General features: G+C 73.5%; 18 protein-coding genes. 5 read left to right on the top strand and 13 right to left on the bottom strand.

Annotation, left to right across the window (positions count from 1 at the left end):
- The 5 genes from ACTWPW_RS43265 to ACTWPW_RS43245 all read right to left on the bottom strand — a co-directional run.
- Positions 1-213, bottom strand: a 213-nt coding sequence (locus ACTWPW_RS43265) for a hypothetical protein (protein WP_443172122.1), incomplete at its 3' end; no start/stop codon positions are given.
- Complete coding sequence (locus ACTWPW_RS43260; protein ID WP_375112133.1) at positions 210-614, bottom strand: YbaB/EbfC family nucleoid-associated protein; 405 nt, start codon at positions 612-614, stop codon at positions 210-212. The genes ACTWPW_RS43265 and ACTWPW_RS43260, both read right to left, overlap by 4 nt.
- 89 nt (positions 615-703) lie before the next feature.
- Entirely contained in the window at positions 704-1,111 is a 408-nt protein-coding gene (locus ACTWPW_RS43255; protein WP_443172121.1) for a hypothetical protein, read from the bottom strand.
- Positions 1,108-1,377, bottom strand: coding sequence for a hypothetical protein (locus ACTWPW_RS43250; RefSeq protein ID WP_443172120.1), 270 nt, complete (start codon positions 1,375-1,377; stop codon positions 1,108-1,110). The genes ACTWPW_RS43255 and ACTWPW_RS43250 overlap by 4 nt, the downstream gene beginning before the upstream one ends.
- Before the next feature lie 93 nt (positions 1,378-1,470).
- Positions 1,471-1,995 carry an SseB family protein gene (locus ACTWPW_RS43245; protein WP_443172119.1) on the bottom strand — a complete coding sequence of 175 codons (525 nt, stop codon included), beginning with the start codon at positions 1,993-1,995 and terminating at the stop codon, positions 1,471-1,473.
- Between the two features lie 83 nt (positions 1,996-2,078).
- Between ACTWPW_RS43245 and ACTWPW_RS43240 the strand changes: the two genes are divergently transcribed.
- Complete coding sequence (locus ACTWPW_RS43240) at positions 2,079-2,492, top strand: STAS domain-containing protein (protein ID WP_443172118.1); 414 nt, start codon at positions 2,079-2,081, stop codon at positions 2,490-2,492.
- A gap of 74 nt (positions 2,493-2,566) precedes the next feature.
- The gene (locus ACTWPW_RS43235) at positions 2,567-5,911 is read left to right on the top strand and encodes a SpoIIE family protein phosphatase (RefSeq protein ID WP_443172117.1); all 3,345 of its coding nucleotides are present in this window, start codon (positions 2,567-2,569) and stop codon (positions 5,909-5,911) included.
- Between the two features lie 75 nt (positions 5,912-5,986).
- Here ACTWPW_RS43235 and ACTWPW_RS43230 read toward each other — a convergent pair whose 3' ends face one another.
- The 5 genes from ACTWPW_RS43230 to ACTWPW_RS43210 all read right to left on the bottom strand — a co-directional run bounded on the left by ACTWPW_RS43230 (position 5,987) and on the right by ACTWPW_RS43210 (position 12,005).
- Positions 5,987-6,655, bottom strand: a complete 669-nt coding sequence (locus tag ACTWPW_RS43230; RefSeq protein WP_375112128.1) for a PHP domain-containing protein — start codon at positions 6,653-6,655, stop codon at positions 5,987-5,989.
- Positions 6,652-8,130, bottom strand: coding sequence for an MFS transporter (locus ACTWPW_RS43225; protein ID WP_375112127.1), 1,479 nt, complete (start codon positions 8,128-8,130; stop codon positions 6,652-6,654). Before ACTWPW_RS43225 ends, ACTWPW_RS43230 begins: the two co-directional genes overlap by 4 nt.
- 1 nt (position 8,131) lies before the next feature.
- Positions 8,132-9,205: a Zn-dependent alcohol dehydrogenase gene (locus ACTWPW_RS43220; protein WP_443172116.1), complete on the bottom strand. Its 1,074-nt coding sequence runs from the start codon at positions 9,203-9,205 to the stop codon at positions 8,132-8,134.
- A 16-nt stretch (positions 9,206-9,221) separates the two neighbouring features.
- The gene (locus ACTWPW_RS43215; protein WP_443172115.1) at positions 9,222-10,643 is read right to left on the bottom strand and encodes an aldehyde dehydrogenase family protein; all 1,422 of its coding nucleotides are present in this window, start codon (positions 10,641-10,643) and stop codon (positions 9,222-9,224) included.
- A 90-nt stretch (positions 10,644-10,733) separates the two neighbouring features.
- Entirely contained in the window at positions 10,734-12,005 is a 1,272-nt protein-coding gene (locus ACTWPW_RS43210) for a cytochrome P450 (protein ID WP_443172114.1), read from the bottom strand.
- A gap of 332 nt (positions 12,006-12,337) precedes the next feature.
- Between ACTWPW_RS43210 and ACTWPW_RS43205 the strand changes: the two genes are divergently transcribed.
- Positions 12,338-13,459 carry a hypothetical protein gene (locus tag ACTWPW_RS43205; protein ID WP_443172113.1) on the top strand — a complete coding sequence of 374 codons (1,122 nt, stop codon included), beginning with the start codon at positions 12,338-12,340 and terminating at the stop codon, positions 13,457-13,459.
- A 43-nt stretch (positions 13,460-13,502) separates the two neighbouring features.
- The gene (locus ACTWPW_RS43200) at positions 13,503-13,745 is read left to right on the top strand and encodes a hypothetical protein (protein WP_375112122.1); all 243 of its coding nucleotides are present in this window, start codon (positions 13,503-13,505) and stop codon (positions 13,743-13,745) included.
- Here the strand turns inward: ACTWPW_RS43200 and ACTWPW_RS43195 are convergent.
- Positions 13,740-14,198: a MarR family winged helix-turn-helix transcriptional regulator gene (locus ACTWPW_RS43195; protein ID WP_375112121.1), complete on the bottom strand. Its 459-nt coding sequence runs from the start codon at positions 14,196-14,198 to the stop codon at positions 13,740-13,742. The genes ACTWPW_RS43200 and ACTWPW_RS43195 overlap by 6 nt on opposite strands.
- 135 nt (positions 14,199-14,333) lie before the next feature.
- On the opposite strand from ACTWPW_RS43195, the gene ACTWPW_RS43190 reads away from it, so the two are divergent.
- Positions 14,334-15,770: an MFS transporter gene (locus ACTWPW_RS43190; RefSeq protein WP_443172112.1), complete on the top strand. Its 1,437-nt coding sequence runs from the start codon at positions 14,334-14,336 to the stop codon at positions 15,768-15,770.
- A gap of 32 nt (positions 15,771-15,802) precedes the next feature.
- Here ACTWPW_RS43190 and ACTWPW_RS43185 read toward each other — a convergent pair whose 3' ends face one another.
- Together ACTWPW_RS43185 and ACTWPW_RS43180 are read right to left on the bottom strand one after the other, a co-directional pair.
- Positions 15,803-16,798 (bottom strand): hydroxyacid dehydrogenase, encoded by a 996-nt coding sequence (locus ACTWPW_RS43185; RefSeq protein WP_443172111.1) that lies wholly within the window; start codon positions 16,796-16,798, stop codon positions 15,803-15,805.
- Positions 16,795-17,829, bottom strand: a complete 1,035-nt coding sequence (locus ACTWPW_RS43180) for a LacI family DNA-binding transcriptional regulator (RefSeq protein ID WP_443172110.1) — start codon at positions 17,827-17,829, stop codon at positions 16,795-16,797. The genes ACTWPW_RS43185 and ACTWPW_RS43180 overlap by 4 nt, the downstream gene beginning before the upstream one ends.
- Positions 17,830-17,998 lie beyond the last annotated feature (169 nt).

Genomic DNA, 17,998 nt, shown 5'->3' with positions numbered 1-17,998 from the left:
GAGCATCTCCATGGGGCCGTTGTCGCGGAAGTGCGCCTGGCAGAAGGCGTCGCCCTCCGCTCCCGGGCCCCACGGAGCGGTCGCCAGGCACGCCTCGACCTCGGCGGTCAGCTGCGGCAGCGCCTTCTCCAGCTCCTCGGCCATCGTGGACCACTGGGAGATGCCCCGGTCGACCACGGGCCGGGCGATGTACGTGCCGTCCCACTCGTTCACCTGCCGCCTCCCATCTGGTCCGCCAGCCGGGCCAGGACCGTCTCGACGTCACCGTCGAGGTGCGCCTTGAACTGGTCGGGAGGGATCACCGGCTCGAAGATCTTCATGACGCGCTCCTGCGCCGTGGCGGCCGCGCGCCGCGCGGTCTCCGCGATCGTGTCGGCCAGGCCGCGGGCGTCGGGACGCCGGTAGATGCGCGGGTCGAGGTCGATCCGGACGAGCTCGCCGCGCGCGCCCACGGTCACCGAGACCAGGCCGTCGCGCGAGGTCTCGGTCGCCTGGACCGCCTTCGCCCTGGCGTGCAGTTCGAGGCCCTCGTCCTGCAACCGGGTGAACATCTCGCGCAGCTCGTCGGCGTACGCCCGCATCCCCGCCACGTCGGGCCGCTCCGGTGATCCCATAACCCCCTCGCGACGTTCGCGCCTGTTACGACACATCTGCCTAAAGAGTTAGTTTCTGTCACATGAACACCAGGAAACAAGGTCTTAACCTAAATGTGTTCTTCGCGGGAGGTGAGGAGCACGGCCTCCTCGCGCAGTTCGCCCGCCTCAGACCGGGGCACCCAGCGGCGGTAGACCCCCCGTTCGACCCGCTCCAGCCCCAGCTCGCGAGCGGTGACCGCGGACCCCCCGAGGTATTCCAGCAGCAGCCGCCCCTCCCGCTCGTCGTGCACCTGGAACGGCTCCCCGCGCCAGCGGCACACGACGGTCACGAAGTGCAGCGACTCGCACTCCGGCGCGGGGACGGTACGCACGTGGCAGCCGGGCTCGACCTCCTCGAAGCCCTCCACCGGCTCGGCGCTGCGCAGGCGTACCCACAGCTCCAGGGCGTGCGGCTCGGGGCTGGCCGGGTAGTCGACGCCGCGCCAGCGGGCCCGGTAGCCGTGCCAGGCCGTCATGACCGCGTCCCGATCAGCAGCCAGCGCCGCAGGTCGCCGTGGTAGATGGCCTTGCGGTGCTCGGTCCCCTCGACGGTGAGCTCCCAGATCTCGGAGCCGTGGGGCAGGCCCACGCCGTACACCTTGTACTCGCGGATGACGTTGTCGACGCTGGGCACCAGACCCATGCCCACGAACGGCGGCTCCTCGACCACCCAGCCCGCCACCGCCGCCCGGCCCTCCTCGTCCGTCCCGCCGTACGGGGTGCGGTAGAGGTCGAGGCCCACGGGACGCCAGCGCAGGATGTTCAGCGAGCCGCTGCCGGCCAGCAGGTCCGGCCGGCCGAGCGCGGCGGCGAGGACGGCCGGCGTGGCAATGTGCTAGACGTCCAGCGCGTGGTGGCAGTAGCCCGACACCCTCGGCTCGGCCGCGGCCAGCAGCTCCGGGATGTCGCCGGGCGCCAGCAGCTTCTGCACCACCGGCACGCCCGACCCGGGTTCGAGCAGCAGGTCCTGGGCCATCGTGGGCACCGCCAGCCGGGCCAGCGTCCCCGGCTCCAGCATGAAGGCCACCGGCAGCCCGGGATTGACCGCCAGCCCCCACCGGGGGTCCGGCCACCCGGCGGCCAGCTCGGCCATCGACCCGATCCGGCAGTGCGTGGCGGCGCCGCCGGTGGACAGCCGCATCGCCTCGACCGAGGTGTAGGCCAGCACCCAGGTGCGCCCGGCGTCGGCGGCGGTCGCCCAGGCGGGCGCCTCGCGCCCCTCGGCCGCGGCGGCGGTGATCGGCAGCGCGAGGTCGGCCTCGCGCAGCAGGCTCAGGCACAGCGCCCGCTGCCCGTCCCGGTACGCGGCCCACAGTCGCTCCTCGAAGGGACCGGCCGGTGGATGATCATCGGCAGTCATCCGCCCATTCTGTCCCCCCTTCCCGCCGGTACGGTCCAGCGAGGGGTTGCCCCTCACCCCCTTCCGGCCAACGATGGAGGTTGATGACCGGAGAAGGCGATTCCTCAGAGCGCTTCACCGTCTCGATCGGCCTGCACGAGAGCTTCATCGTGGCCCACGCGACTGGCGAGCTCGACCACCAGTGCGCGAACCTGCTGCACCGGCAGGTGAAGGACGCCTGGCAGGTGGCCCCCTACGCCGGACTGGTCCTGGACCTGAGCGGCCTGACCTTCTGCGACTCCATGGGGGCGGGGGTGCTGGTGCTGCTGCTGAACCAGAGCCGCGAGCAGGGCTCCCCGCTGGTCCTGTCGAGCGTTCCTGGGCGGCTGGACCGGATCCTGGCCGTCACCGGCCTGCGCGAGTTCTTCCTGATCGAGCCCTCGGTCGAAGCGGCCATCCAGGCGGCCGCCGCGGCCGTGACGGACGCGGCGGGAGAGGGCGACGCCCCGCGAACCTGAGTGCTACCGGATCTATCGACCGGAGCGTGCGCCGGTCACAATGGTCGTTCGATCCCTCGTCACCGGGAGGTGTGATGACCGCTGCCCCGCCTCCTGGCATGGACGCCCTCCTGGGCGAAGGCGGATCGATGGGGGCGCTCATGCGCCACCGGTGCTGGCAGGGCACGCCACTGGGGCCGATGGCCGACTGGCCGCAGAGCCTGCGGAGCTCGGTCGGCATCTGCCTGAGCTCGCGGTTTCCCATGATCATCTTCTGGGGGCCGGAGCTGGCCCAGCTCTACAACGACGCCTACGTCCCGATCCTCGGCAGCAAGCACCCGGCCGCGCTCGGCCAGCCGGCGGAGAAGTGCTGGCGCGAGATCTGGGACGTGATCGGGCCGATGTTGCGCCAGGTGCTCGACCGGGGGCAGGCCACGTACTCCGACGACCTGCTGCTCATCACCCAGCGGTTCGGCTTCCGCGAGGAGTGCTACTTCACCTTCTCCTACAGCCCCGTCCGGGACGAGTCGGGCGGCGTCGGCGGCGTCTTCTGCGCGGTCACCGAGACCACGGAGCGGGTGGTCGGCGAGCGGCGGCTGGCCATCCTGCGCGAGCTCGGCCAGCAGACGCTCGCGGCCACCTCCGCCGCCGAGGCGTGCGCGGACGCCGCCGCCGTCTTCGCGCGCAGCCTCGCCGAGGTGCCCTTCGCGCTGCTGTACCTGCTGGACGCCGGCGGCCGCACGGCCACCCTGGCCGGGGCCGCGGGCCTGCCGCCGGGCCACCCGCTGAGCCCGATCACGGTGGATCTCGACGGCCCCGCCTGCTGGCCGCTGGCGGCGGCGCTCGGCGGCCCGCAGGAGGTGCCGTGCCCGGCCGGCTTCGAGCCGGCCCGCCTGACCAGGGCGGGGTTCGACCCGCCCCACACGGCCATGATCTCACCGCTGCTGCAGGCGGGGGCCGAGCGCCCGGCGGGCTTCCTGGTGGCGGGGGTCAGCAGCGCGCGGCCGCTGGACGACGACTGCCGCACGTTCCTCGGCCTGGCCGCCAGCCACATCTCGGCGGCCCTGGCCAACGCCACCGCGTTCGAGGCCGAGCGGCGCCGCGCCGAGCAGCTGGCCGAGCTCGACCGGGCCAAGACGATGTTCTTCTCCAACGTGAGCCACGAGTTCCGCACGCCGCTCACGCTGATGCTCGGCCCCGCCGAGGACCTGCTCGCGGCACCGCTGCCGGACGCCGACCGCGAGCGGGTGCGGACCATCCACAACAACGCCCTGCGGTTGCTCAAGCTGGTCAACACCTTGCTGGCGTTCTCCCGCAGCGAGGCCGGGGCCATGCCGGCCGACCTGCGGCCCGCCGACCTGGCCGGGCTCACCGGCGAGCTGGCCAGCCTCTTCCAGGTGGCGGTCGAGCGCGGCGGGCTGGCGCTGGTCGTCGAGTGCGCGGCGCTGTCGCGGCCGGTGCTCCTCGACCGCGACATGTGGGAGAAGGTCATCCTCAACCTGCTGTCCAACGCGTTCAAGTTCACCCTGGAGGGCGAGATCAGGGTGCGGGTGGAGGAGGCGGGTGACCGGGCGCGGGTCACGGTCACCGACACCGGGGTCGGGATCGCGGCCGAGGAGCTGCCGCGGCTGTTCGACCGCTTCCACCGCGTGTCGGGCACGCGGGCCAGGAGCGGGGAGGGCAGCGGCATCGGGCTGGCGCTGACCCGCGAGCTCATCCACCGCCACGGCGGGACCATCGAGGTGGAGAGCACGCAGGGGAAGGGCTCCACCTTCACGGTGCTGCTCCCGTTCGCGCCCGACCCGGTGTGGGAGTCGACGGCGGCCGGTCCCGATCACGGGGTCCAGGCGACGGCCTACGTGCAGGAGGCGCTCGGCTGGACGCCGTCGTACCCGTCCTCGCCGGGCGAGCCCGCCCCCGAGGTGCTGATCGTCGATGACAACGCCGACATGCGCGCCCACCTCGTCCGGCTGCTGTCGCCGCACTGGCGGGTCTCGGCCGTCGCCGACGGGCGGGCCGCGCTGCGGGCCGTCGAGCTCGCGCCGCCCGAGCTGGTGCTCACCGACGTGATGATGCCGGGGCTCGACGGGTTCGAGCTGCTGCGCGCCCTGCGCGCGGACGAGCGTACGCAGACCGTCCCCGTCATCATGGTCTCGGCGCGGGCCGGGCAGGAGGCCACGATCGAGGGGCTGTCGGCGGGCGCGGACGACTACCTGATCAAGCCGTTCACCGCTGTCGAGCTCGTCGCCCGGGTCGGCGCGCACCTGCGGCTGTCCCGGCAGCGCAACCAGGTGGCGCGGCGTCTCCGGGAGCTGACCGAGATCACGGAACGGCTGCACGCCAGCCTCGATCCCGCCGAGATCGCCGGCACGGTGTGCGAGTGGCTCGTGCCCGACTACGCGGCCGGCTGCGCGATCTGGCTCCTCGACGAGGGCGGCGAGGGCGGCGCCGGGCCCTCCTCCGGCCGCGGCGTTCCCGTACCCCTGGCCCGGCGCGGCAGCGTGTCCGGCTCCGGCCTGGACGGGCCACCGGCCGGCCTCGGCGAGCACCGCTCTCCCCACCGGATCGCCGTGCCCCTGCGCGGCCCCGGCGACACGGCCGGCGTGATCGTCCTCGACTCGCCCACGCCCGTGGCCGACGACGCCTTCGAGCAGGGCTTCCTCACCGCGCTGGCCGACCGCGCCGCGCTGGCCCTGGAGAACGCCGCCGCCTACCGCAACGAGCGCCGGATCGCCCTGCACCTGCAGCGGTCGCTGCTCCCCCAGAAGCTGCCCGACGTCGACGGCGTCGAGCTGGCCGCCCGCTACGTGGCCGGCGCGGCCGGGCAGCTCGTCGGCGGGGACTGGTACGACGCGATCGCCCTGCCGGAGGGCCGGCTCGCCCTCGTGATCGGCGACGTCATGGGCAAGGGCGTGGAGGCCGCCGCCCTGATGGGCCGGTTACGCACCGCCATCCACGCCTACACCCTCGAGGGCCTGCTGCCCGCGCCGCTGCTGGAGCGGCTCAACGTCTTCCTGGACCGCGACGGGACCCGCCAGTTCACCACGCTGTGCTACGCCCTGCTCGACCCCGCCAGGCGGCATCTGGAGATCGCCAACGCCGGGCACCTGCCGCCGCTGGTGGTGCCCGCCTCCGGCCGCGCCCGGCTGCTGGAGGTCTTCCACGGGCTCGCGCTCGGCGTCGATCCCCGCTACACCTACCGCAGCCAGTCCTTCAGCGTCCCGCCGAACGGCACGCTGCTCTTCTACACCGACGGGCTCGTCGAGAACCCGGAGCAGCTGCTCGGGGAGCGGCTGCTGGAGCTGCGCCTGGCGGTCACCGGCAAGGACAACGGCGCGGAGAGCGTGTGCGCCCGCGTCATGCGCGCCATGGCGCCGGACGGGAGTGACGACGACATCGCCGTGCTCGCGGTACATGTGCCCGCCCGGCGGTCGCTGTAGCCCTGCACCCGGAGCGCTTCTTCGAGACCCTCGGCATCCCCACCGACGAGCTCACCCTGCCCGGCGACACCTGACTCACGAGCCCGGGGCGTAGCGGCGGGCGTGCGGGCGGTACTCGCCGTAGTGGTCCGCCCGGCGCAGCGCGTCCAGGAAGGAGCCGGGGCCGTCGAAGTCGGGCATCTCCAGGTAGGCGGCCCCGATCCCGGCCGGGTCGTGCGCGTCCGAGCCGACCGTGCCGGGCAGGTCGTGTGCCCGTGCCGTGCGCAGCGCCGCCCGGTTGTGCTCCGGATCGGCCGTCTTGGCGTTGAACACCTCGACCGCGTCGATCAGCCCGGCGGCGCACATCGCGTCGAGCTCGGCGCCGACGCCCGAGCGGAGCGGGTCGTACGGGTGCGGCGCGCACACGAGGCCGCCCTGCGCGCGGATCCGGCGGACGACCTCGCGGGCGGGCAGCACGTACGGCACCCGTTCGGTGAGGAACAGGCCGATCAGCTCGCCCGAGCCGGTGCGGATCTCCTCGCCGGGCACCACCCGGGCGCCGACCGCCCGCGACAGCCGCTCCGCCGTACCGGCCAGGTGGTGGTGGTCGGTGAGGCAGACGACGTCGATCCGGTGCGCCGCGACCCGCTCGGCCAGCTGGTCAAGGGTGGTGACGGCGTCACCCGAGGCGACGGTGTGCACGTGGCAGTCCACCCGGACCCACCCGCCCGGCACGGCCCGGCGCGGGTCCGGGGCGGCCGTCATCGGGTGCGCTCCTCGACCGGGTGCCCGTCCAGGGCCGGGGCCGGGCGGCGGGCGGCCCCGCGGCGGCCGCCGAACGAGGCGAGCACCGAGAGCACCGAGACGGCCGCCAGCACCCCCAGCGTGAGCCGGTAGCCGGCGATCAGCTCGCCGACGTTCCCGGGGGCGACGCGCGACAACGTCCCGGCGAACACCTCGGGCCGCAGCGCCGCCGGCAGCGGCCCCGTGATCAGCGACAGGGCCAGCGCGTTGCTCACCACGACGCCGGTGTTCTGCACCATGAGCCGCATGGCGTTGACGATGCCCACCCGGTGCGCGGGCAGGTCGTCCAGCAGGGACGTGGCGGTGGCGGGCATGAACATCCCGGCGCCCGCGCCGACCAGCACCATGCCCACGCAGACCGGCGCGTAGGTGACGTCGGCCGAGATCGTCACCAGCAGCACGACCAGCCCCGCGGTGCCGGCGACGTTGCCGAGCAGGGCCACGACGCGGGCGCCGAGCCAGGAGTGCAGCGCCCCCGCCGACATCGAGGCGACCATCATGGCGACCGACAGCGGCAGCACCTTCAGCCCGGCCGACACCGGATCCTCGCCGCGCACCGCCTGGTAGTAGAGCGCGACCAGCAGCACCACCGCCATCCTGCCGACCGTGCTGAGGAACGAGGCCAGCAGGTCCAGCCCGAACACCCGGTCGGCGAACAGCCGCACGTCCACCACCGGGTGCCGGCTGCGCCGCTCGACGACGACGAACACCGGGACGAGGGCGGCGAACACCGCCACCCCGCCCAGCACCACCGGGTCCGTCCAGCCGAGGTCGGCGGCCTGCGACAGCCCGAACAGCAGCCCGCCCAGCGACACCAGCACCAGGAGGTTGCCGGGCAGGTCAATGCCCCGCTCCCCCGCCGACGCGGCGGTGCGGCGCAGCGTGATCGCGCCCCAGACCAGGCAGACCACGCCGAGCGGCACGTTGTACCAGAAGACCCACTGCCAGCCGAAGCGGTGGGTGAGGAAGCCGCCCAGGGTGGGGCCGAAGAGCTGGGCGACCGAGAAGGAGGCCATGTAGATGCCCAGGCCGCGGCCGAGGTGCCGGCGCGGGAAGGCGTCGGTGAGCAGCGCGGCGCTGTTGGTCAGCAGCATCGCGCCGCCGGCCGCCTGGACCACGCGCAGGCCGACGACGTACCAGTCGCCCGGGGCGAAGCCCAGCAGCAGGCTGGCGCCGGTGTAGGTGGCCAGGCCCCACAGGTACATGGCGCGCCGGCCGTACATGTCGGCCAGCCGGCCGAACACCACCATCAGCACGGTGTTGGCCAGCATGAACGACAGCAGCATCCAGCTCGCGGCGGCGGCGCCGGAGCGGAAGTGCCGGACGACCTCGGGCAGCGCGACGTTGAGCGAACTGCTGCCGAGGGCGATCAGGATGCTGGCCAGGCTGACGACCGACAGCACCCGCCACGCGTAGCGCAGCCCGGGGTCGCCCATCTCAGAAGGTGACCAGGGACCGGATCACGTCGCCCGACCCCATCGCGGTGAACGCGTCGCCGACGTCGTCTAGGGTGATCCGCCTGGTGATGAGGCCGTCCAGGTCCAGCCGGCCGGCCCGCCACAGGCGCAGCAGGCGGGTGAAGTCGGTGCGTACGTCGCCGGAGCCGTACAGGCAGCCGAGCAGCCGCCGCTCGGTGGCGAACAGCTCGGCGGCGCTGAAGGAGACCAGGTCGTCGGCGCTGCCGGCGCCCACCACGACGGTGGTGCCGCCGCGGCGGGTCGCCTGCCAGGCCTGCCGGATGGTCGCCGAGCGGCCCACGACCTCGAAGGCGTGGTCGAACCCGCGCCCCTCGGTCAGCTCCTTGACGGCGTCGGCCAGCCCGTCCGGGGTGGTCGTGTGGGTGGCGCCGAAGCGCCGGGCCGTCTCCAGCTTGCCGGGGAAGGGGTCCACGGCCAGCACGGGGGCGGCCGCGGCCAGCCGGGCGCCCTGGATCACGTTGATCCCGACGCCGCCGCACCCGATCACCAGGACCGACTCGCCCGGCCGGACGCGGGCGGTGTTGACCACGGCGCCGACGCCGGTCAGCACCGCGCAGCCGACCACCGCGGCCACGTCGAACGGCACGTCGTCCGGGATCGGGATCGCCGCCCGCGCGTCGACCACCGTCTCCTCGGCGAAGCAGCCCACGCCGAGCGCGGCGTGCGCGGGCTCGCCGCCGAGGCCCAGCGTGGGCGCGCCGGACGTGGCCCGGGCGCTGACGCACAGGTTGGGCCGGCCGCCCAGGCAGAAGTAGCAGTCACCGCAGGGCGGGATCCAGGACAGGATGACGTGCGTGCCGACCGGCGGGCCGGTCGCGCCGGGGCCCAGCTCGACCACCTCGCCCGCGCCCTCGTGCCCCGGCACCAGGGGCAGGCGGGCGGGCAGCCTGCCCTCGCACATGGACAGGTCGGAGTGGCAGACGCCGGCCGCGCGCAGGCGCACGCGTACCTCTCCGGGGCCCGGCCGCCGCAGCGTCAGCTCCTCACTGACCTCGACGGGCTTGCCGATCTCGCGCAGGATGACGCCTCGCATGTGCTTCTTCCCCGGGTCAGAGCTGCACGGACGTGGTGGTGAGGAACTCCTCCAGGCCGAACCGGCCGTACTCGCGGCCGTACCCGGACTGTTTGTAGCCGCCGAAGGGGGCCAGGCCGTTGTGCGCGCCGTCGTTGATCCTGACCTGCCCGGCGCGCAGGCGCCGGGCGACGCGGAGGGCGCGTTCGGGGTCGGCGGCGCGGACGCCGGCGGCCAGCCCGTACGGGGTGCCGTTGGCGATCCGGACCGCCTCGTCCTCCCCGTCGTAGGGCAGGATGACCAGGACGGGGCCGAAGATCTCCTCCTGCGCGATCCGCGACTCCGGCGTGACGCCGGTCAGCACGGTGGGCCGCACGTAGAAGCCGCGCTCCAGGCCGTCGGGCGCGTCCGGGCCGCCGGTGAGGGTGGTGGCGCCGTCCTCGGCCGCCGCGCGCAGGAGCTCGCGCACCCGCTCCCGCTGCACGGCCGAGACCAGCGGGCCGAGCCGGGTGCCCGCCGCGCGCGGATCGCCCGGGGTGTATGTGCCCGCCTCCTCCGCAGCGATCCGCTCGGCCTCCGGTAGCCGCTCGCGCGGGACTAGCATCCTGGTAAGCGCCGAACACGTCTGGCCGGAGTTCAGGAAGCAGGCGCCCACGCCCTTGCGTACGGCGTCCTCGAAGGCGGCGTCGTCCAGGTCGTCGAGCAGCACGTTCGCCGACTTGCCGCCCAGCTCCAGCGCGGTGCGCTTGACCCCGGCGGCGGCCAGCTCGGCCACCCGCCGCCCGGCCCGGGTGGATCCGGTGAAGGAGACCATGTCCACCAGCGGGTGCCCGGCCAGCGCCTCTCCCGCCTCCGGCCCGGTGCCCGAGACCAGGTTGAACACGCCCGGCGGGAACCCGGCCTCGTGCATCACGTCGGCCAGCACGAACGCGTTCAGCGGCGTCACCTCGCTCGGCTTGAGCACCACCGTGCACCCCGCGGTCAGCGCCGGGGCGACCTTGGCGGCGATCTGGTGCAGCGGGTAGTTCCACGGGGTGATCGCGCCGACCACCCCGATCGGGTCCCGGTGGATCACCGAGCCGCCGAGGCGCTCCTCGAACCCGATCCCCGCCGCCACCTCGGGCATCGAGGCGAACGTCCGGATCGGCGCACCCACCTGGATGAGCTTGGTGAGGGGCAGCGGCATGCCGAGCTCGTCGACGATCATGCCGGTCAGCTCCTCGGCGCGTTCCCGCAGCCCGTCCGCCACGGTCGCGCACATCGCGGCGCGCTCGGCGGCGGGCCGGGCCGACCAGGCGGGCAGCGCGGCGGCGGCCGCCTCCACGGCCCGCGCCACGTCCTTGGCGCCGCTCCGGGGCACCTCGTCGAAGGCCTCTTCGGTGGCGGGGTTCACCACCGGTATCGCCGTACCGCCGCCGGCCGGCGCCCACTCACCATCGACATAGATCCGATGCGGCATGACCCACCTCAAGTAGGGGAGTTGAATTCTAGATTTGGATTCTAGAAGCCTCTCACCCAGCCGTCCAGGGCGGGCACATGCCCCTCGGGGTCAGCCGATGCGGAGGGGGAGCGTGCGGGGACCGCGTACCTGGCTGGCCGCCCACGTCACCGCCGCCGGGTCGGCCAGGCCGAACACCGGGACCCGCTCCAGCCACACCTCCAGCGCGATCCGCAGCTCCATCCGCGCCAGGTGGGAGCCCACGCAGCGGTGGATGCCCATCCCGAACGCCGCGTGCCGGTTCACCTCGCGATCGATCACCACCTCACCGGCCCGCTCGAACTGCTCCGGGTCCCGGTTCGCCGCCGGGAACGACAGCAGCACCCAGTCCTCGGCCTTCATGTCCACGCCGTTCCAGCGCATGTCCCGCTTCACCAGCCGCGCCATCGTGACCGGCGCGTACGCCCGCAGGAACTCCTCCATCGCCGTCGGCAGCAGCTCCGGCTCGGCCACCAGCCGCTCCCGGTCGGCCGGCGTCCTGGCCAGGTGCCAGAGCGAGGCGCCGATCGCGCTCCACGTCGTGTCGATGCCCGCGATGAGCAGCAGCGAGATCGTCCCCACCACGTGGGTCGGCTCGAGCTTGCGGCCGCCCAGCTCGGCGTTGATGAGGTAGGTCGTCAGGTCGTCGCGCGGGTTGGCGACGTGGTCGTGGATCTGCGCCAGCAGGTAGTTCGAGAGCCTGGTGAACCGTTCGATCCGCTCGTGCGGCTGCTCGTTGACGCTCTCCAGGGAGCTCTCGACGAACTCCCGGAACTGCTCCCCGTCCTCCGGCGGGAAGCCGAGCATGTCGGCGATCACCCGCGTGGGGATGTGCTGGGCGTACTCGCGGGCGGCGTCCACGACCTCCCGCCCCTCCAGCGCGTCGATCAGCTCGTGACAGAACGCCCTGGTGGCCGCCTCCTGCCTGGCCACCGCCGTCTTGGTGAAGGCCGGCAGCAGCAGCTTGCGCGCGTCGTGGTGGAACGGCGGGTCGGACGAGATCGGCGGCACCACGCCCACCGGGGCCAGCTCCTTCGGCGACCGGACGTTGCTCACGATGATCGAACGCGAGGAGAAGCGCTCGGTGTCGTACGCGATCGCCGCCACGTCCTCGTAGCGGGTCGGCAGCCACGCACCGCCGAACCGCTCGGTGCGCGCGACCGGGCACCGCTGCCGCAGCTCGTCCTGGATCGGATAGGGATCGGCCGCCCACGCAGGGTCGACATGGGAGAAGTCGGTCGCCCAGTCGGAGACCGGATCGGTGACGATCTCGCTGAGCGTCCCGGCCGGGCGGTTCCTGCGCGCCTCCTCGAGGCGCTCGCCGAAGCGGTCGTCCACCGTCATCGCACTGCTCCGCCCCGGACCTCGATCGCGATCTGTGCTCTCATCGCCCTCGTTCCCATCTGTGCTTGGGGCCGCGTATGACCGAATTAAAAATTCGTTCATTTACCTCGTCAAGGGCTCCCGAGGCCAGGCGCCCGAACCGCGCCTCGCCGGGTCGCGTGGGTTATTCTGGCGACGGCGTCCGTCCGCGCCCAACCTCCGGCGGCCCGCCCCAGCCGGGTCACCCACGGAGGCAAAGGGAGGCCCACCTCCCGGCCGGGGTCTCGTCGTCGTTTCGCGCGTCCGCCGCACCGGTCGCTGGGGGATCCGCGGGTGGGCCGCGGGAGATGACCATGACCAAGCAGGCCGACTTCAAACGGCGCGTGCGCGAGCGCATGGCCAAGACCGGCGAGTCGTACGCGACCGCTCGCAGCCACCTCCTCGCCGGACAGCGGCAACCGGCCCCCTCCGGGCCCGCCGGCGACTGGATGGCCGAGGCGCTGCACGTCAGCAATGGCGACGCCACCGATCTGCCCGGCACCGGGATCGCCCGGCGGGTGGTGTTCTGGCGCGACGTCCTGCACGAAGGCCCGGTGCCGGCGGTGGGGCCCGAGGAACTGCGCCGGATCCGGGCCGCCTTCATCATCGGGGCCGGCGCGGACGACCGGGGCGAGGCCACGGCGATGTTCGCCGAGCGTGACCGCACCCTGGAGGAGAACCGGGACGGCGAGTACGTGCTGTGGTTCGAGGCGGACCTGTACGACCAGCTGCAGATCATCCAGATCCTCGCCCGCCTCGCCGAGCTGCGCGTGCCCGCCGAGCGGATCACCCTGATCTGCATCGGCGAGCACCCCGGCATCGCCCGGTTCGGCGGTCTCGGTCAGCTGACCGCCGAGCAGCTGCGCGAGCTGCCCGCGACGAAAGCGTGTGCCCGCCTGACCCCCGCCGCGCTGGAGCTCGCCACCCGCGCCTGGGCCGCCTTCCGGGCGCCGACCCCCGCCGGTCTCGGCGCCATCGCCGCGGTCCGCTCACCCGAGCTGCGCTTCCTCGGCGAGGCGTTCGACCGGCTCAGCCGGGAGTACCCGGCCACCCGCGACGGGCTGTCGCTGACCGAACGGCGCGTGCTCGCCGCCGTCGCCGACGGCGCGCCCGACGCCGGGACCGCGTTCGTCCGCGCGGCGGCCCGGGAGACGCGCCCGTACCTCGGGGACGACTGGTGCTTCGCGATGATGGACCGGATGGCCCGCGCGCCCGTCCCGCTGCTGGACGCCGACCCGGCGGGCGAGCCGGTCGACCGCGCCACCCGCCTGCGCCTGACCGGCACCGGGGCCCGGGTGCTCGCCGGCCGGGCGGACCACGTCACGCTCAACGGCCTCGACCGGTGGATCGGCGGCGTCCACCTGCGGGGACGGCACGTGCGCTGGCGCTGGGACGACGGCACCGAAACCGTCGTCGGACCGGCCGACGGGGACTGACTGTTACCGTGGATCTTCATCAGCTGGCCGAAAGGTGCGCCCCATGGTGTTTCGTCCGCGGCAGTGGAGCCGTGCAGGACGCGTGGCCCTCCTGGCCTGGTCCTGCTGCGTGGCGTTCTTCTTCCTGCTCAGGCTGGCCGTTGACTACGTCACCGAGGGAACGGAGAAGGTCAACGCGGTCTATCTGACGATGCGTCCCTTGGCGAACATCGCGATCTGGTTCGTCGGGGCACTGGTCATCCGATTGCTGACGCGTCCGGGCAGGTCGGGCTCCGGGCGGTCATAGCCGCCCCGCGCCGCTCCCCTGCTGGGGTTTGCGCTCGGGGCGGGGCCAGGCGTGGCCGCGGAGGCGTTCGATGTCGGTGTTGAAGCGCCTGAGGTAGGCGGCGAAGGCCGCGACGTCCTCGGCCGTCCAGCCGGCCAGCACCTTCTCCAGGCCGTTGATGTTGCGCGCCCGCTCGTCGTCGAGGTGCTGCTCGCCCGCCTCAGTGAGCCGGAACTTGCGCGCGATCCCGCCCTCCGGGTCGGGGATGCGCTCGGCCAGCCCCGCGCGGAGAAGGGCGGAGGTGTGCCGGTTGAGGGTCGAGACGTCGAGGCCGAACGCCTCGCTGAGCTGCCCGATGGACATCATGCCCTCCATCCGGATGCGGCTCAGCAGGATGTACGCGCTGCGGTCGAGATGGCGATGCTGCCCGAGCAGCATGGTCTCGTACTCGATCAGGTGCGTGGGCTTGTCCATGCCGATCCTTCTCCCCCTTCGGGTGGGCGTCAGCCTATCCTCCGCCGCAATGTGCAACCCTCACAAAGCGTGCATGTAACACTCTATGTGTAGAGTGCACACCGCTTCCGGCGTCGAGAAAGAAGGGGGATCCGCGTGGAGGAGCCCATGTCCGGCACCCGCCCCAACGGGATCGTCACCGTGATGGCGGCGGCCGGCATCACGGCCGCGCTCACCCAGACCCTGGTCGTGCCCCTGATCGGCGAGCTGCCGACGCTGCTGCGCACCACCGCCTCCAACGCCTCCTGGGTGATCACGGCCACGCTGCTGGCCGGAGCCGTCACGACCCCGGTCATGGGCCGGTTAGGCGACCTGTACGGCAAGCGCCGCATGATGCTCGTCTGCGCGATCCCCCTCATCGTCGGCTGCGTCGTCTGCGCGCTGTCCGGATCCCTGGCCCCCATGCTCGTCGGACGGGGCCTGCAGGGCATGGGCATGGGCATGATCCCGCTGGGCATCAGCGCCCTGCGCGACGTGCTCCCGCCCGACCGGCTAGGCCCCTCGATCGCGCTCATGAGCTCGTCCATGGGCATCGGCGGCGCGCTCGGCCTGCCGCTCTCGGCCGCCGTCGCCGAGTACGCGAGCTGGCGGGCGCTGTTCTGGGGCACGGCCGCGCTGAGCCTGGTGGTGGCCGTGCTCATCTGGCTGCTGGTGCCGGTCACGCCCGCCGCCGCCAGGGGACGCGTCGATCTCCTCGGCGCGCTCGGCCTCGGCGCGGGCCTGGTGTGCCTGCTGCTGGGCGTGTCCAAGGGCGCCGACTGGGGCTGGTCGAGCGGCATCACGCTCGGGCTGCTGGCCGCCGCCGTGATCATCCTCCTGCTGTGGGGGTGGTGGGAGCTGCGGGTCCGTGATCCGCTGGTCGACCTGCGCGTCACCGCCCGGCCGCAGGTGCTGCTGACGAACGTGGCCTCGATCGTGGTCGGCTTCTCGATGTACGCCCAATCGCTGATCGTCATGCAGATCCTGCAGTTGCCCGCGGCCACCGGCTACGGCCTGGGCCAGTCGATGCTGGCCGCCGGGCTGTGGATGGCCCCCGCGGGCCTGATGATGATGCTCATCTCCCCGTTCGGCGCGCGGCTGTCGGCCGCCCGCGGCGCCAAGGTCACGCTGATCGTCGGCAGCCTCGTCATGGCCCTCGGGTACGGCTCCTCCATGGTCCTGCTCGGCTCCACCTGGGGGCTGCTCGTCGTGGGCTGCGTCTGCAGCGTCGGCGTCGCCTTCGCCTACGGCTCGATGCCCGCCCTCATCATGGGCGCGGTGCCCCGCTCCGAGACCGGCGCCGCCAACAGCTTCAACACGCTGATGCGCTCCATCGGCACCACCGTGTCGGCCGCGGTGGTCGGGCTGGTCCTGTCGCAGCTGACCATCGACTTCGGCGGCCATCCGCTGCCGTCCGAGGCGGGCTTCCGTACCGGCATGCTGATCGGCTGCGGCGCCGCGCTGCTGGCCGCGGCGATCACCCTGGCCCTCCCGTCCCGCCGCGCGGCCGAGCCCGCACCTGCGGGGGCACCCGCGCACGCCGTCAAACCCTGAACACCACCATGGGCGCGGGCCGGGGCGGCGCGTCAGGCGATCCGGTGCAGGTCCGCCACGCGTACCGTGCCCCGGAGCGGGCGCCCGCGGGCCAGCCGTTCCACCTCCCCCACCGCGAACTCCCCCAGCCGCCGCAGCTCCCTGCCCCGCGCCCCGCTGATGTGCGGGGTCACCAGGACGTTGGGCAGGGCGAGCAGCGGGTGACCGGGCGGGAGCGGCTCGGGGTCGGTCACGTCGAGGACGGCGCCGATCCGGCCGCCGGAGCAGTGCCGTACCAGGGCGCCGGTGTCGATCAGGGACCCGCGCGCGGTGTTGACGACGACGGCCCCGTCGCGCAGCAGCGACAGGTGGCGCTCGCCGAGCAGGCCGCGGGTCTCCGGCAGCTCCGGCGCGTGCACCGTGACCAGCTCGGCGGCCCGGCACAGCTCGTCCAGCGGCACCGCCCGCGCGCCCAGCCCGGCCGCCTCCTCCACGGTCGTGTACGGGTCGCTGAGCAGGATCCGCGCCCCGTGCCCGCGCAGGGCCCGCATCACCAGCCGGCCCACCCGCGAGGCCCCGATGACCCCGACCGTCGCCCCGGACAGGCCGCCCCGGTCGCCCGGGGTCGCCACGCCGGGCGGCGCGTCGCCCGACCACGCGCCCGCCGCGTACGCGCGGGCCCGGGGGATGGCCTGCTTGGCCGCCAGCACCAGCATGGCGAGCGTGAACTCGGCCACCGGCACCGCGTTGGCCTGCGCCGCCGAGGACACCGCGATGCCCCGGTCGAACACCGCCTCCGTCAGGTGCCCCTTGACGCTGCCCGCCGCGTGCACGACCGCCCGCAGCCGGGGCGCCGCGGCCAGGACGTCGGCGTCGATGCGCGGGCAGCCCCAGCCGGTGATCAGGATCTCCGCGTCGAGCGGCCCGTCGAAGGCGTCGATCACCCGCTCGTGCACCCGCGTCACCAGCGACAGCCTGCGGCGCAGGTCCAGCGGGAACAGCTCGGGCAGCAGCGGCGGCCGCATGGCGAAGGCCACGAGTGGAGTCATCGGGGTCCGAGGGGCCGGACCGAGTCGCGCACCACGATGTGGGTGCCCAGCGTCATGGGGCTGGTGGTGAGCCGGCCGAGCGCGAGGCGGACCGCGGCCCGGCCGAGCTCGTCGTGCGGCAGGTGCACGGTGGTCAGGCGCAGGTCCTCGGCCGGCGGCACGTCGTCGTAGCCGACGATCGACATGTCCTGGGGCACGCGCAGGCCGTGCTCGCGCAGGGATTGGATCGCTCCCGCGGCGAGCAGGTCGTTGCCGGCGAAGATGGCGGTGAAGTCGGGCGGCCCGGCGGCCAGGCGGCGGTTCATCGCGGCGTGGCCGGCGTCCATGGAGAACTCCGCCTGGACCTCCAGCGACGGGTCCGCGGGCACGCCGTGCTCGGCCAGCGCGCTGCGGTAACCCGCCACCCGGAAGTCGGAGGTGGTGTGGCCGGGCCGCAGGCCCAGGTACAGGATCCGGCGATGGCCCGCCGACAGCAGGTGGGCGGTCACGGCGTGCGCGCCGCCGGTGTTGTCGAAGCCGACGACCAGGGCCGGCACCCCCTCCCCCAGCGGCGGGCGGCCGCACAGGACCAGGCGGGAGCCGGCGGCGGCCAGGGCGTGCGCGTATTCGGTCATCCGCTTGCGGTATTCCTCGTCCACGATCACGCTGCCGACCAGGATGACGGCCTCGGCCCGCTGCTCGCGCAGGAGCTGCACGATCGACAGCTCGCGGCCGGGGTCGCCGCCGGTGGTGCAGATCAGCGACAGCCTGCCCTCCTGCGCGGCCTGCTCCTCCACGCCCTGGGCGATGTAGGCGTAGTACGGCACCGCGACGGTGTTGACGACGATCGCGATGGCGCCGGGCCGGGCCGCGGACAGGGCCCGGGCGTGGGCGTTGGGCACGTAGTCGAGCTCGCGTACGGCCCGCACGACCTTGTTGCGGGTGGCGGGCAGGACCGGGTAGTCGCCGGCCAGCACCCGGGAGACGGTGGCGACCGAGACGCCGGCCTGCCGGGCCACGTCCCTGATGGTGACGCGGGTGGGTCTCGTCATGCGGCCTCCCTCACCAGATCCTGCTCAGGAGGTAACCGGTTACCCGAGCAATGACCTGGACGCTAAAAGATCCCTCTTCTCCCGTCAACCCCGACCCCAGCACGATTGTAACGAAAAGTTAACAGCACATTGACGCCACGGGACAGTCGCGTCTAGCGTCCGGCTCACG

This window comes from Nonomuraea sp. KM90 (assembly GCF_052246675.1).
Classification (GTDB): Bacteria; Actinomycetota; Actinomycetes; order Streptosporangiales; family Streptosporangiaceae; genus Nonomuraea.
The sequence above is the reverse complement of the archived record's forward strand: the minus strand, read 5'-3'. Positions and strand labels throughout refer to the sequence as shown.

Coding starts and splice junctions, on each gene's coding strand:
- ACTWPW_RS43225 (WP_375112127.1), bottom strand. CDS start 8,130: ATGGGCGACCCCGGGCTGCGCTACGCGTGGCGGGTGCTGTCGGTCGTC.
- ACTWPW_RS43215 (WP_443172115.1), bottom strand. CDS start 10,643: ATGCCGCATCGGATCTATGTCGATGGTGAGTGGGCGCCGGCCGGCGGC.
- ACTWPW_RS43240 (WP_443172118.1), top strand. CDS start 2,079: ATGACCGGAGAAGGCGATTCCTCAGAGCGCTTCACCGTCTCGATCGGC.
- ACTWPW_RS43210 (WP_443172114.1), bottom strand. CDS start 12,005: ATGACGGTGGACGACCGCTTCGGCGAGCGCCTCGAGGAGGCGCGCAGG.
- ACTWPW_RS43235 (WP_443172117.1), top strand. CDS start 2,567: ATGACCGCTGCCCCGCCTCCTGGCATGGACGCCCTCCTGGGCGAAGGC.
- ACTWPW_RS43260 (WP_375112133.1), bottom strand. CDS start 614: ATGGGATCACCGGAGCGGCCCGACGTGGCGGGGATGCGGGCGTACGCC.
- ACTWPW_RS43255 (WP_443172121.1), bottom strand. CDS start 1,111: ATGACGGCCTGGCACGGCTACCGGGCCCGCTGGCGCGGCGTCGACTAC.
- ACTWPW_RS43195 (WP_375112121.1), bottom strand. CDS start 14,198: ATGGACAAGCCCACGCACCTGATCGAGTACGAGACCATGCTGCTCGGG.
- ACTWPW_RS43230 (WP_375112128.1), bottom strand. CDS start 6,655: ATGACGGCCGCCCCGGACCCGCGCCGGGCCGTGCCGGGCGGGTGGGTC.
- ACTWPW_RS43185 (WP_443172111.1), bottom strand. CDS start 16,798: ATGACTCCACTCGTGGCCTTCGCCATGCGGCCGCCGCTGCTGCCCGAG.
- ACTWPW_RS43200 (WP_375112122.1), top strand. CDS start 13,503: ATGGTGTTTCGTCCGCGGCAGTGGAGCCGTGCAGGACGCGTGGCCCTC.
- ACTWPW_RS43220 (WP_443172116.1), bottom strand. CDS start 9,205: ATGCGAGGCGTCATCCTGCGCGAGATCGGCAAGCCCGTCGAGGTCAGT.
- ACTWPW_RS43180 (WP_443172110.1), bottom strand. CDS start 17,829: ATGACGAGACCCACCCGCGTCACCATCAGGGACGTGGCCCGGCAGGCC.
- ACTWPW_RS43205 (WP_443172113.1), top strand. CDS start 12,338: ATGACCAAGCAGGCCGACTTCAAACGGCGCGTGCGCGAGCGCATGGCC.
- ACTWPW_RS43245 (WP_443172119.1), bottom strand. CDS start 1,995: ATGACTGCCGATGATCATCCACCGGCCGGTCCCTTCGAGGAGCGACTG.